This is a genomic window from Pseudolabrys sp. Root1462 (assembly GCF_001426945.1).
Taxonomy (GTDB): domain Bacteria; phylum Pseudomonadota; class Alphaproteobacteria; order Rhizobiales; family Xanthobacteraceae; genus Pseudolabrys.
The window spans coordinates 1615925-1627925 of sequence record NZ_LMFS01000001.1; the positions used below are offsets into that span (position 1 = coordinate 1615925).

Consider the following 12001-nt stretch of genomic DNA (forward strand, 5'->3'; position numbering starts at 1 on the left):
AAACAGGGCGAGAGACTAGCGGTTCCATGGCGCCGCCTACAAGGGCGGCCGCCGTGCGGCCGATCGCAGCGCCGCGGTATCGTTTCGGGACAGGGGTAGGGCAGACGCGCCGGTGCAGGCGCGTCGGTGCAAGTGCCTCAGTGCATGTGCGTCAGTCGAAAGTGCGTCAGTCTTTGGCGCGCTCGACGTAGGCGCCGTCGGCGGTCATCACCACGACGCGGGTGCCTGGGACGATATGGGTCGGCACCATGGTGCGCACGCCGTTCGACAGGATCGCCGGCTTGAACGAGCCCGATGCGGTCTGCCCCTTCACCACTGGTTCGGTCTCGGTGATTTCCAGCGTCACCTTCTGCGGGATTTCGATCGAGATCGGCAGCCCCTCGTGGATGGCGAGGTTCACCTTCATGCCTTCCTGCAAATAGGGCGCGGCGTCGCCGACCATGTCGGCCTGCATCTGGACCTGGTCGTAGGTCTCGTCGTTCATGAAATGGAAGCCCTCGGCGTCCTGATAGAGGTAGGAAAACTCCACCTCTTCGACGTGGGCGCGCTCGACCTGGTCGGTGGTCTTGTAGCGCATCTGGGTCTTCACGCCGTCGGAAATCCGGCGCATATCGATCTGGGTGGTGGGCGTGCCCTTGCCGGGGTGGAAGCTTTCGGCATGCAGGACGACGCAAAGCTTGCCGTCGAGATCGACGATGTTGCCCTTACGAATTTGGCTGGCGATGACCTTCACGATAGCGATCCTTGAAAATAGAGCAGTCCCGGCGTGCGGGGCCGGATTCGGGCCGCACCATAGCGATCTTCTGGGGCATTGCCAGCCCTTCCGGCCGAATTCCCGGATGCGGTAAATGGCAGAAAAAACAACGACTTTCTGGCTTCCGGGGCGCCACGCGGCGCGTCGGCCCCATCTCCTGAACCGGGGCCGGGTGATGGCGGCGCTGCGGGCCTGGTTCGCCGGAGCGGGCTTCGTCGAGGTGGAAACCGCGGCCCTCCAGGTCTCGCCGGGCAACGAGACCCATCTGCACGCCTTCGCCACCGACCTGATTGGCCCCGATACCTCGCAACGGCCGCGCTACCTGCGCACCTCGCCGGAGTTCGCCTGCAAGAAGCTGCTGGCCGCCGGCGAGAGCCGCATCGTCGATTTCGCCCGCGTGTTCCGCAACCGCGAGCGCGGCCCGCTGCACCATCCGGAATTCACGATGATCGAATGGTACCGCGCCGGCGAGCCCTATGAGGCGCTGATGGACGACTGCGCCGCGCTGATCGCGGCGGCAGCGCGCGCCACCGGCGCGACGCGCTTTTCGTTCCGCGGCCGCGACATCGATCCGTTCGCGCCGCCGCATCGCCTCACCGTGGCGGAAGCTTTCGCGCGTTATGCCGGCATCGATCTGCTCCATACCATCAGCGGCGGCGAGGGCGATCGCGACCGGCTGGCAAATGCCGCGGCGCGGGAAGGCATCGCGTATGGCACGGACGATGACTGGGGTGACATCTTCAGCCGCATCCTGGTCGAGAAGATCGAGCCGCATCTCGGCAATGAAACCGCCACCATTCTCTACGAATATCCCTTGCCGCACGCGGCGCTGGCGCGCGCCAAGCCGGGAAGCGACAAGGTGGCCGAACGCTTCGAGATCTATGCCTGCGGCATCGAACTCGGCAATGCCTTCGCCGAACTGACCGACGCCGCCGAGCAGCGCCGCCGCTTCAACGCGGCGATGGACGAGAAAGAGCGCATTCACGGCGAGCGCTATCCGATCGACGAGGATTTCCTCGCCGCGCTCGCCCAGATGCCGCCGGCGTCCGGCATCGCGCTCGGCTTCGAGCGGCTGGCGATGCTGGCCTCCGGCGCCGACCATATCGAACAGGTGATCTGGACTCCTGTTCAGGAATGATTTGGGTTCAGGATTAGAGAGACGACCATGAACAAACAGATCCGGACCTTGCGCACGGCCGGCGACATCGTCGACGAAGGCTTCGTCACGCCGGCAGAACGCGCCGCGCTGGAGAAGGTCGCCGCACGTTATGCCGTGGCGCTGCCGCCGGCGCTGGCGGCGCTGATCGACCGCGGCGACGCGCGCGATCCGATTGCGCTTCAGTTCGTACCCGATGCCGCCGAACTCGAGACGACGCCTGACGAACTCGCCGACCCGATCGGCGACGAGGCCCATTCGCCGGTCGAGGGCATCGTGCATCGCTATCCCGATCGCGTGCTGCTCAAGCTCACCCATGTCTGCGCGGTCTATTGCCGCTTCTGCTTCCGCCGCGAAATGGTCGGGCCCGACAAGCCGAATGCGCTGTCGCCGGAAGCGGTCAAGGCCGCGCTCGATTACATCCGCGACCATCAGGAGATCTGGGAGGTCATCCTCACCGGCGGCGATCCGCTGATCCTGTCGCCGCGCCGGCTGCGCGCGGTGATGAAGGAATTGGGCGCGATCGATCATGTCAAAGTGGTGCGCCTTCACACCCGCATGCCGGTGGCCGAGCCGTCGCGCATCACGCCGGATCTGGTGCGTGCGCTGAAGACGTCAGGCAATGCTCGAAGGACTTTGGCCGTCTATGTCGCGGTCCATGTCAATCACGCTCGCGAACTCACGCCCGAAGCACGCGCCGCCTGCGCGCGCATGGCTGACGCGGGCATTCCGCTGCTCGGCCAATCGGTGCTGCTCAAGGGCGTCAACGACAGCGCCGAAGCCATGCGCGACCTGATGCGGGCCTGCGTCGAGAGCCGCATCAAGCCGTATTATCTGCATCACGGCGATCTCGCGCCGGGCACCGCGCACCTGCGCACCGATATCGCGACCGGGCAGAACATCATGCGCGAACTGCGCGGCCGCGTTTCGGGCCTGTGCCAGCCGAGCTACGTGCTCGATATTCCGGGCGGCCACGGCAAATCGCCGCTCGGGCCGAATTACCTCGAGACGGTCGACGGCGGTTATGAGATCGAGGACTTCACCGGCAGGCGCCACGCTTATCGCTAGGCTTTGTTGTCGCGTTTCCTGACGGCGAAGCGGCTTCCGCTTCGCGTGGAAGCGCTCCGCGCTCAATGCCGGATCGAGATCAGGTCGAGCAAGGCGGAAGCCACCGCCAGTCCGGCAAAGCCGACGAAGACAACGACGATCACCGCATTCCAGATGAAGGCGGCGTCGCGCCGCAGGGCGCTGACGACGTGCTTGCCGGCCACGATGCTCTTGCTGCTGCTATCGATGCTGTTGATCATGGTGCTGGCTCCCATGCGAGCGGTATCACACCAATGTAATGGCGAACTGCCGTTTGCAGCATAATTTCCCCATTAAATTGGGGAGGAAATGCGTCTCTTCGGCGCATGGCTGACATGAAGGAGGCGCCGGGAGCCATTTGTCGCAGCCTAGCGCTCCCGTCGGCCGGACCGCAGCGACGCCATGCTCTCGAACACGCCGTCACGGAAAACCAGGCGGTGCACCAACGCCGCGCCGAAATGCGCAAGGAACAGCGCGAACAGCGTCAGCGCGAGCGCCGTATGGGCGGTTCTGAGGATGCTGTAGAGCTGGTCGCTCTGCGGCGCGATCGGCGGCAGGTGGATGGCGCCATAAAGCACCACGGGGTAGCGCGCGGCCGACAGCATGGCCCAGCCGACCAGCGGCACGGCGAACATCAGCGCATAAAGCAGGACATGCGAGCCGTGAGCCGCGAAGCGCATGGTCGTTGGCATGCCGTTTGGCAAAGGCGGCGACTGGCGGACGAGGCGGTTGAGCAGCCGGATGGCGGCCAGCACCAGGATGGCGATGCCGAGCGGCCGGTGGATCGAGAGCAGCCAATGATACTCCGTCACCGACGCCACCATGCCGATGCCGATGAACAGCATGGCGAGGATCATTACGGCCATCAGCCAGTGCAGGACGCGGGAGAACGCAGGGAACTGGTAATGCGTCATGGCGAGGCGCCCTTCGTGACGTTGGGGACCTGCACTTCGCTCGGCGTCTTCGCTTCGGCTGCGCGGCGCCTGAACGAATTCGAGTAGGTGGCGGAACGAGCGCTGAGCAGTGGATCGTCCGACGGCGCGATACCGGCCGGCAGCACCAGCGGATCGAAATTGACGTCGCTGCAATTGCCCGGCGCTTCCGTCGCAATGCGATCGATGGTCAGCGTGCCGAGCGTCAGGCGCGTGCGGGTCTCGGGCCAAGCCACGGTTGCGTCGGCGGTCGCATCGTCCGATGTGCCGATCGTGACCACGAGATGCCACTGCACGGAGCCCTTGGCGAGCCGGGCGATCAGGTCGTCGAACAGGTAGTTGACGTCCGTCGGGCTGCTCTTGTTGACCCCGGCTTGGCCCTCGGCGACAAAAGGATCGACCGCTTCCATGCTCCAGCGCACCGGCGTCGATACGCCGGCGCCGTTGACGAAGCGGAATGCGTCGAGGCTGTTGTAGCTGGCATTGGCAAAGCCGGTTGAGAAGGGCCTCGCTTTGATCGCCTGCAGCGCCTTCGCTGTCTCCGGATGAGCGGCGAGGAAGCTCTGCATGCGTGACGGGTCGGGCTTGCCGGTGGCCGGATCGGGCCGCGCTGCGAGCATCTGCTCATAGAACGCCTGCGCATTACGAACCGGGAAGACCGGAATGTCGTTCATGCCGGTGCGCCATTCCTCCCCGTCGCGAAGCCGGAAGCTCAGGGCCATGCTGCGCACCTCGGTCTCGTTGTCGGGGACGAAAGGCTTGCCGACGGCGACGGCGAAGCGCCCGGTGACCGGCGTTGTGCCTTTTTCGAAAACCGCGGCTGTCGACAGCGCGGTGCCATTGCCGTTGCTGTCGAAGGTACCGGCGATACAGACGCCCTTGGCGTGATTGCGGCGGAAACCGGGGTGGACGCCGTTGATCTGTTCGAAGCGGTCGATGATGCGCGCTTGGGTCAGCCGTTGCGGCGTCAGGTAGCCGCCGACATAGGCGAAGCCGGCAGCGATGCACGCTACCGCAATGCCGATGGTGACGAGGCTGGTGATAGTTTCGGGTGACGGCGGCCAGAGACGATAATGCGGTCTCGGATTTTCGTATTCGCTCATGCCGGCTTTGCTCGGGAGGGACGACACGACGCGTTACGTCGCACTGTGTCGCCTGATCGCCCCGGGGCCCATGTTCCGCTTTCCGAGCACCAGCGAAATCATACGCAGGAGTGGCCGCGTCATACCGAAGGATGATTGCCAGGTGATGCGTTATGCCGTGTCCGCGCAAAGCGGCATCGCGCTCCGCCCGACACCCTGGTGGACAGGGACGCGGCGCATTCCTCGAACGTCAGGCGCGATGAACTCGTTCTCGGCCCGCGGCAGCTCGCGATGATCGAACGCCAAGGCGCGGGCCATAGGCATTCAAAAGCTCCGAGCGCACACTTGCCGCCTGCTCACACAGCCTGTCGGCGTTGCGCTCGCCTGTCCTGGCGACTGCAATAATGCGCTTGGCGATGATCTCGCGGTCCGCCTGTGACAGCGCCAATTCCTCGAGGGCTAAACAAGCGCGATCGAAAGCCTCACCCATAACGCGCGTGGCGAGGTCATCGAAACTAGCCTCTATGAAAATGGGGACAACGTTCATGCTACTCCCCCTTGGCTACGATCAGGTTAGATGCCGGGGAGGAGGAGAATTTGATTTACAACAAAACCGCGACCTTTTTTGAGGTGACCGCCAAGGTAGAAAAAAGGGGTAGCCGGGTCCCGCTACCGACGGCACACTGCTCGGCGCTTACACGCCGGATGCCAGACTGTACCGATCGACGAAATCGCGCGTGCCACCGCTAACCGGCTGGCCGCGATGCCATGCGGCCTCGACGACGTCGCGCGCGACATCCTCGGTGACGTCACGCGACCAACCTTCGGCCGTGTTGAATGCGACGATGCGAACGATCTGTTGGAATTGGCCGTTGAGGATGTCTTCGATCAGAGTGTCTTTGTCGGCCGTCTCTTCGTCGGTCTCTCTATAGGCCCGGCCGACACGGCCGAAATCTTGCAGCACGATATAAACCGTGACGTCGAATTGACCGGGGGCCGCCGGCACGATGGGCGGCATGACGCAATCTCCACAAACGCATTACGCTAACGAGAGGTACTTGCTCGGCCAGAACGCGCGACCGCGTTTCATTTCATTGGATCAAGCCGGCTTTACACTAAGCTGACTTGCAGTCTGGCAAACGGATGAAATCGTCAGTTCATATTTCGGCGCAACGTGCAGGCTACGGACAGGGCGAGGGCTGTTCTTTATCGCTCGTCGACAACGCCAAGGGCAGACTCCTGGGCTTCGCGTCCCGGCACCGATATTCTGATCTCGTGTCCATCCTTGATCGAATTGGAAGCGGCCATCGCAATCGCTTCAAAGGCGGATTCCTTCGACAGGTAAGAACCTTCGATCCGTCCGTCGTGTTCGACGCCCCAGCCGTCTCTGACCCGCTTTACCGCATACGCCGCCAAACTCATGGGATCGCTCCGCGTCTGTTACCCCGATTTAAACTCGTCGCCTCTCGCGAAGTTCCGAGCAGCCGCGTGCGGCCGAGACGAGCCGGAGAAATGCGGCTTCCACTCGACGTTCTTCACGCGATATCCGGTGCTAAAAAATCGTGGCGCCCGGCATCAGGCCGGCGCCGTGAAGAGCGTGCGTTGCCCGGCGTCACGACGCGGGCGACTAAGACCTCGCTCACGTGGCATTCTCGCCCATGCCGGAACGCCACGCGTTGACGCGCCAAAGCGGTGGGGGCGTTCAAGTCATGATGGGGCTTACGGTACAATTGCCGCACCGCCGGCGCCTCGCCGTATGACAAGGGCGCGCAATCTCGATAACTGCTTTGATTATAACGGTAATTGGCGCGCCCTAGGGGATTCGAACCCCTGTTACCGCCGTGAAAGGGCGGTGTCCTAGGCCTCTAGACGAAGGGCGCAGTGGCACCGAACGGTGCCAAGGCGGCGACCTATAAAGGGCTTCGCCGCCTGCGGCAAGTCTTGGAAAAGTCTTGAACAAGTCCGCGGCAAGTCATTGGAAACAGGGCCGGGAAACCGGGACAGCGGCGGCTCGGCCGCCGGAGGGGCTCGATTTGTCCCGGTCCGGCGGCCTTGGTTGCCTCGTCCCCCCATATCGGGGCGAAAGGCGCTTTTACCAGTGGCCGGTGTTCTTCATCGAGGCCCACGGTTCCTGCGGTGGCAGCGCGGCGCCTTTCTGCAGGATCTCGATCGAGTGCTTGTCCGGCGAGCGGACGAAGGCCATGACGCCGTCGCGGGGCGGCCGGTTGATGGTGACGCCCGCTTTCATGAGCCGCTCGCAAGTCTCGTAGATATTGTCGACCTCGTAGGCGAGGTGGCCGAAATAGCGCGCTTCGCCGTAGTCCTCGGTGTCCCAGTTATAGGTCAGTTCCACCTCGGGTCCGGGGCGGCCCTTTTTCTTGGAGACCTCAAGCGCATCCTGGTCGTCGCTGCCGGCAAGGAAGACCAGCGTATAGCGGTTCTTGTCATCGACCCGCCGCCGGGTCTCCTTGAGGCCGAGTTTGTTGACGTAGAAATCGAGCGCGTCATCGAGATTGCGGACGCGCAGCATGGTGTGCAGAAATCGCATGGGGCTTACCTCGGATATACACTTGGAACCCACTACCGCACATAGAACCATGTCGGCGAAATCGCAATGATTGCTTCCGATCTCGACACCGCCATTGCCGGCCTGCGTGACCTGATCGACGACGCGCAGCGGATCGTGCCGTTTACCGGCGCCGGCATCTCGACCGAGAGCGGCATTCCGGACTTTCGCTCGCCCGGAGGCCTGTGGACGCACAACCGTCCGATCCCGTTCGACGAGTACGTGGCGAGCGCCGAGGCGCGGCGCGAGGCCTGGCGGCGGCGCTTCAATATCGAGGCAACGTTCGCGCAGGCGAAACCGGGGCGGGGCCATCTGGCGCTGGCGAGCCTGTACCGGGCCGGCCGGGTTCCCGGCGTCGTGACCCAGAACATCGACAATCTGCATCCGATGTCCGGTGTTGCACCGCACGATATCGTCGAGCTGCACGGCAACACCACCTATGCCACCTGCCTGGACTGCGGTCAGCGCTACGAGTTGGGCCCGATCCGGAGCCGCTTCGAGGTCAATGGCGAAGAACCGCCGGACTGCGATTGCGGCGGCATCGTCAAGACCGCGACGATTTCATTCGGTCAGGCCATGCCGGAAGACGCCATGCGGCGCGCGCAGCAACTGGCCAGCGCGTGCGATCTGTTGCTCGCCGTCGGATCGTCGCTGGTTGTCTGGCCGGCGGCGGGGATTCCGCTGATCGCCAAACGCAGCGGTGCGAAACTCGTCATCATCAATCGCGAGCCGACGGAATTCGACGAGTTCGCCGATCTTGTTGTGCGTAACGACATCGGCGACGCACTCGCGCCCTTCATCCGCCACTGATTCGCGAAACCATTCCGGCGCCAGAGAACTTGTGTGCAAGCACATTTTGCTCTTTGCCGGATTCGGCCGGGTGTTATCTTCAAATCACAGATTCGCCTAAGCGATTCCCAACAAACGCCACGTCCAACGGCGGTTCGGAAGTCGAGCAGGCAAAAGTCAAAGCGGCACACCCAAACCGGCATAGTCCAGCCGGTAACAATCGTCGAACGGGATTGAATCGAATGCCAGATACAATTCTCCGACCCGGCACGGTCCGAGACCTTGGCGACGAGAGAGCAACCGATCTCATCGAGCTCGCCGGGGTTATCAAGTGGTTCGATGTTTCGAAGGGCTTTGGCTTCATCATCCCCGATAACGGGATGCCCGACATTCTCCTTCACGTGACCTGCCTGCGCCGCGACGGCTTTCAGACCGCCTACGAGGGCGCACGGGTGGTGGTTGAAGTTCAGCCGAGAGCGAAGGGCCTGCAGGCCTTCCGCGTCGTGTCGATGGATGAATCGACGGCGATCCATCCGGCCCAGATCGCGCCGCGCACGCATGTCAACGTCACGCCGACCAGCGGGCTGGAACGGGCCCAGGTCAAGTGGTTCAACCGCCTGCGCGGCTTCGGCTTCCTGACGCGCGGCGAGGGCACGCCGGACATCTTCGTGCATATGGAAACGCTGCGGCGCTTCGGTTTTGCCGAACTGCGGCCGGGCCAGACCGTGCTCGTTCGCTTCGGGCCCGGACCGAAGGGCCTGATGGCCGCTGAGGTTCGGCCGGACGGCGGTCCGCTCGGTCTCGCCTCGCACTGATCATCGTCGACCGGTCTTCGGTCGAAAGGAATGCGCCCCGGTTCGCCCGGGGCGTTTTCATTTGCATGACCGCCGGCGCGGGCCGGGCGCTGTTCTGCGATCCATCGTCGGGCTGTCGTCTTGCCGGTGCCGCTTTTGCTTGCGATGCTGACCGCCGGGCCGGCGGTCGCCGGTCGCGCGCGAGGTCGTCTCTCCATGCATCGTTTCCGTTTGATCGCCGCCATCCTTCTGGGATTGTGGGTCGTCGCGCTGCCTGCGCGGGCAGCCGACACCAGCACCCTCGAGATCGCCAGCAAGACCGGCGTGCACGCCTTCACCGTCGAACTGGCGCAGACCGAGGCCGAACGCGCCAAGGGTCTGATGTTCCGCAAGGAGCTGCCCGAAGGGCAGGGCATGCTGTTCGACTTCAAGAAGGACCAGGAGGTCGCGTTCTGGATGGAGAATACCTACATCCCGCTCGACATGATCTTCATCCGCGGCGATGGCACCATCCTGCGCATCGAGCAGAACGCGACGCCGCTGTCGACGCGCAACATTCCCTCCGGCGGGCCGGTGCGCGGTGTCCTTGAAGTGATCGCCGGTACGGTAAAGAAGCTCGGCATCGCGCCGGGCGACAAGGTGGCGCATCCGATCTTCGGCGGCCGCTGAGCCGCCGCGGCGCGCCTTGCTGGGCGGGGTCGAAGCGTGTACCTAGCCGTCACTCGGTGCCCGCGTTATCGCGGCCCCGGGTTCATGACCGAGGGTCATATTTTCGGAGCGTAGCGCAGTCTGGTAGCGCATCTGGTTTGGGACCAGAGGGTCGCAGGTTCAAATCCTGCCGCTCCGACCATTTTACAAGTATTCGCAGTCTGTCTGCTTCCGCCTTCAGGTATTGATGCGTCAGCGGGACCAAATTCAACTGCTAATGACTTAGCCCGCAGGCTGTGATCGCGGTGATGCGAAGCGCGTCGGCCCGATTGTCAAGAAATTGGCGGCCCGCCGGTAGCTGTAGTTCCCTATCGGAATTTGGCGAGACCTATCGCATTATGAAATATAGGAAATTCAATGAGATATCATATTCAAAGTATAGAAGATCATAAAATATAATTTATTGTTGCTATCAAACAGAAGTTACGAGAGAATTAACGGGCAATTTATCTCGATACCTTCGAAAAATACGCCGACGCTTTGAGGAAGTTGCGACAATCTGCCTCACCCCCAGAAAAAGCCCGCCAACGGGCGTCAAACAGTCGTCAGAGTCATGCCTACCGTTGCGTTGTCCGCGAGTTTTGTGCGGCAGGTGCAGTGCGCGCCTGATCGTAAGAAGACCGACTATTTCGACGTCGGTCAGCGCGGATTCATGCTCGAGGTGCGATCTTCCGGCGGCAAGACGTTCTACCAACGCTATACCGATGAGCGCGGCCGCGAACGGCAATACAAGATCGGACCAGCCGATGTGGTGTCGCTCGATCAGGCGCGCCGCAAGGCCAAGCAGATAGTGGCGGAAGCGCTGCTCGGCGCCGATCCGCAGCAGAAGCGCCGTGAGATGCGCGCCATTCCGCTGCTGCGCGATTTCATTGCCGAACGCTATTTGCCGTTCATCAAGACCTACAAGAGCAGCTGGCGAACGGATGAAACCGTTTTGCGCATCCACGTGCTCCCCCGGCTCGGCCATCTTGCGCTCGACGAGATCAAGACCGACGCGATTTCAAATCTCATCAATACGATGCGTGCCGACGGCTACGCGTCGGGAACGATGAATCGGGTCATTGTGATCCTGCGCTACATCTACAATCTGGCACGCAAGTGGAAAACGCCGGGCGGCGAAAACAATCCGGCCGCCGGCCTGACCGCAGGCCCAGACGTTCAGCGCAATCGTTTCCTGAGCGAATGGGAAGCGGAAAATCTGGTGCGCGCCATTCATGCCGACGAGAACCGAACCGCCGCGCGTTCGATCCTGCTCCTGCTGCTGACCGGGGGGCGGCGCAACGAAATCACCTTCGCAAAGTGGGACTATATCGACTGGAAGAACAGAACGCTGCTGGTGCCGAAGTCGAAGTCGGGCAGGGCGCGCGTCATCGCCTTGAACCAATCGGCGATCGCGCTGCTGACAGCGACACCGCGCATCGACGGCAATCCATACATTTTTCCGTCGGAAGTCACCGGCAAGCCTTCCGCGTCGCTGTTCTTTCCATGGGACCGCATCAGGAAGCGCGCCGGACTTGAAGACGTGCGCTTGCACGATTTGCGGCATTCCTTCGCCAGCTTCCTAGTCAACCGCGGCGTTTCGCTCTACGTCGTGCAGGGGCTGTTGGGTCACATGCACGCCCGTACCACCCAGCGCTACGCGCATCTGTCGCAAGAGACATTAAGTGACGCTGCAGATCTCATCCAGCAGGTCGTCGAGTTCCCGGCGCAGACGCAATCACCTAGCAGCTAGACAAAGCCTCAGCGTGTTATCTTACGCGCTTTGATGCGCGCGCGGACGCGCGTTTTCTTCTTCGCATTTACCGGCCGCTAACCAGCCGCATGTCCCTATGACATGCGGCTTTTTTCGCGCGTCGTTTGTTCGGTCAGATGAACGCGTCCTAGAGCAGACCTATCGCGTGGTTAGCGCTGTTCGAGATGTTCGCGTTGAATCCGGGATTTGACTCAAACGCTTGATCGTTGGGCCGACCCAGACGGGGCCGAGTTGAGTCAGTTGCGACGAAGCCGGAACAAGTATCCGAGGCAGCGTCACGGCAATTGGAATCTCTCGCGTTTCTTCCGCGCTGATCGACAAACCGGTCCAGTACGTGAAGATTTGCTCGCTCTACGGGGCCGGCTTCTACTACATGCCGGG

Annotated in this window: 14 protein-coding genes and 2 tRNA genes; 7 read left to right on the forward strand and 9 right to left on the reverse strand. The window is 62.6% G+C overall.

Translation table 11 applies throughout. The annotated features are described in order from the left end of the window. Positions 1 to 166: 166 nt before the first annotated feature. Positions 167 to 736, reverse strand: a complete 570-nt coding sequence (efp, locus tag ASD45_RS07855) for an elongation factor P (RefSeq protein WP_156380925.1) — start codon at positions 734 to 736, stop codon at positions 167 to 169. A gap of 112 nt (positions 737 to 848) precedes the next feature. Here efp and epmA point away from each other — a divergent pair, with 112 nt between their 5' ends. Both epmA and ASD45_RS07865 read left to right on the forward strand, forming a co-directional pair. Then, a complete protein-coding gene (epmA, locus tag ASD45_RS07860; protein ID WP_056910978.1) occupies positions 849 to 1892 on the forward strand; it encodes an EF-P lysine aminoacylase EpmA in 1044 nt (347 codons plus the stop codon). Positions 1893 to 1919: 27 nt separating this feature from the next. After that, positions 1920 to 2978, forward strand: coding sequence for a lysine-2,3-aminomutase-like protein (locus tag ASD45_RS07865; protein ID WP_056910979.1), 1059 nt, complete (start codon positions 1920 to 1922; stop codon positions 2976 to 2978). Between the two features lie 62 nt (positions 2979 to 3040). Here ASD45_RS07865 and ASD45_RS07870 read toward each other — a convergent pair whose 3' ends face one another. From ASD45_RS07870 to ASD45_RS07905, 8 genes are all read right to left on the reverse strand, one after another. Continuing rightward, positions 3041 to 3217 (reverse strand): hypothetical protein, encoded by a 177-nt coding sequence (locus ASD45_RS07870; RefSeq protein WP_156380756.1) that lies wholly within the window; start codon positions 3215 to 3217, stop codon positions 3041 to 3043. Positions 3218 to 3364: 147 nt separating this feature from the next. Then, the gene (locus ASD45_RS07875; RefSeq protein WP_056910981.1) at positions 3365 to 3910 is read right to left on the reverse strand and encodes a cytochrome b; all 546 of its coding nucleotides are present in this window, start codon (positions 3908 to 3910) and stop codon (positions 3365 to 3367) included. Beyond that, complete coding sequence (locus tag ASD45_RS07880) at positions 3907 to 5031, reverse strand: catalase family peroxidase (RefSeq protein ID WP_056910982.1); 1125 nt, start codon at positions 5029 to 5031, stop codon at positions 3907 to 3909. Before ASD45_RS07880 ends, ASD45_RS07875 begins: the two co-directional genes overlap by 4 nt. A gap of 229 nt (positions 5032 to 5260) precedes the next feature. Next, the gene (locus ASD45_RS07885) at positions 5261 to 5557 is read right to left on the reverse strand and encodes a hypothetical protein (RefSeq protein WP_056910983.1); all 297 of its coding nucleotides are present in this window, start codon (positions 5555 to 5557) and stop codon (positions 5261 to 5263) included. A gap of 147 nt (positions 5558 to 5704) precedes the next feature. Further along, positions 5705 to 6028 (reverse strand): hypothetical protein, encoded by a 324-nt coding sequence (locus ASD45_RS07890; RefSeq protein ID WP_056910984.1) that lies wholly within the window; start codon positions 6026 to 6028, stop codon positions 5705 to 5707. Between the two features lie 188 nt (positions 6029 to 6216). Further along, the gene (locus tag ASD45_RS07895; protein WP_056910985.1) at positions 6217 to 6432 is read right to left on the reverse strand and encodes a hypothetical protein; all 216 of its coding nucleotides are present in this window, start codon (positions 6430 to 6432) and stop codon (positions 6217 to 6219) included. A gap of 382 nt (positions 6433 to 6814) precedes the next feature. After that, positions 6815 to 6890: transfer RNA gene (locus ASD45_RS07900), tRNA-Glu, on the reverse strand. Positions 6891 to 7102: 212 nt separating this feature from the next. Next, positions 7103 to 7558 carry a VOC family protein gene (locus ASD45_RS07905; protein ID WP_056910986.1) on the reverse strand — a complete coding sequence of 152 codons (456 nt, stop codon included), beginning with the start codon at positions 7556 to 7558 and terminating at the stop codon, positions 7103 to 7105. Positions 7559 to 7624: 66 nt separating this feature from the next. Here ASD45_RS07905 and ASD45_RS07910 point away from each other — a divergent pair, with 66 nt between their 5' ends. The 5 genes from ASD45_RS07910 to ASD45_RS07930 all read left to right on the forward strand — a co-directional run bounded on the left by ASD45_RS07910 (position 7625) and on the right by ASD45_RS07930 (position 11599). Next, on the forward strand, positions 7625 to 8386 hold the full coding sequence (locus ASD45_RS07910; protein WP_056910987.1) for a Sir2 family NAD-dependent protein deacetylase: 762 nt from the start codon (positions 7625 to 7627) through the stop codon (positions 8384 to 8386). A gap of 221 nt (positions 8387 to 8607) precedes the next feature. Next, the gene (locus ASD45_RS07915; protein ID WP_056910988.1) at positions 8608 to 9180 is read left to right on the forward strand and encodes a cold-shock protein; all 573 of its coding nucleotides are present in this window, start codon (positions 8608 to 8610) and stop codon (positions 9178 to 9180) included. 195 nt (positions 9181 to 9375) lie between these two features. Beyond that, positions 9376 to 9828: a DUF192 domain-containing protein gene (locus tag ASD45_RS07920; protein WP_056912656.1), complete on the forward strand. Its 453-nt coding sequence runs from the start codon at positions 9376 to 9378 to the stop codon at positions 9826 to 9828. Positions 9829 to 9932: 104 nt separating this feature from the next. Then, a tRNA-Pro gene (locus ASD45_RS07925) sits at positions 9933 to 10009 on the forward strand. A 411-nt stretch (positions 10010 to 10420) separates the two neighbouring features. Continuing rightward, positions 10421 to 11599 carry a site-specific integrase gene (locus tag ASD45_RS07930; RefSeq protein ID WP_056910989.1) on the forward strand — a complete coding sequence of 393 codons (1179 nt, stop codon included), beginning with the start codon at positions 10421 to 10423 and terminating at the stop codon, positions 11597 to 11599. Positions 11600 to 12001: the final 402 nt, after the last annotated feature.

Excerpts from the sequence above, each read along its gene's own strand:
- epmA (WP_056910978.1), top strand. The coding sequence starts at position 849 with ATGGCAGAAAAAACAACGACTTTCTGGCTTCCGGGGCGCCACGCGGCG.
- ASD45_RS07865 (WP_056910979.1), top strand. The coding sequence starts at position 1,920 with ATGAACAAACAGATCCGGACCTTGCGCACGGCCGGCGACATCGTCGAC.
- ASD45_RS07870 (WP_156380756.1), bottom strand. The coding sequence starts at position 3,217 with ATGATCAACAGCATCGATAGCAGCAGCAAGAGCATCGTGGCCGGCAAG.
- ASD45_RS07875 (WP_056910981.1), bottom strand. The coding sequence starts at position 3,910 with ATGACGCATTACCAGTTCCCTGCGTTCTCCCGCGTCCTGCACTGGCTG.
- ASD45_RS07880 (WP_056910982.1), bottom strand. The coding sequence starts at position 5,031 with ATGAGCGAATACGAAAATCCGAGACCGCATTATCGTCTCTGGCCGCCG.
- ASD45_RS07885 (WP_056910983.1), bottom strand. The coding sequence starts at position 5,557 with ATGAACGTTGTCCCCATTTTCATAGAGGCTAGTTTCGATGACCTCGCC.
- ASD45_RS07890 (WP_056910984.1), bottom strand. The coding sequence starts at position 6,028 with ATGCCGCCCATCGTGCCGGCGGCCCCCGGTCAATTCGACGTCACGGTT.
- ASD45_RS07895 (WP_056910985.1), bottom strand. The coding sequence starts at position 6,432 with ATGAGTTTGGCGGCGTATGCGGTAAAGCGGGTCAGAGACGGCTGGGGC.
- ASD45_RS07905 (WP_056910986.1), bottom strand. The coding sequence starts at position 7,558 with ATGCGATTTCTGCACACCATGCTGCGCGTCCGCAATCTCGATGACGCG.
- ASD45_RS07910 (WP_056910987.1), top strand. The coding sequence starts at position 7,625 with ATGATTGCTTCCGATCTCGACACCGCCATTGCCGGCCTGCGTGACCTG.
- ASD45_RS07915 (WP_056910988.1), top strand. The coding sequence starts at position 8,608 with ATGCCAGATACAATTCTCCGACCCGGCACGGTCCGAGACCTTGGCGAC.
- ASD45_RS07920 (WP_056912656.1), top strand. The coding sequence starts at position 9,376 with ATGCATCGTTTCCGTTTGATCGCCGCCATCCTTCTGGGATTGTGGGTC.
- ASD45_RS07930 (WP_056910989.1), top strand. The coding sequence starts at position 10,421 with ATGCCTACCGTTGCGTTGTCCGCGAGTTTTGTGCGGCAGGTGCAGTGC.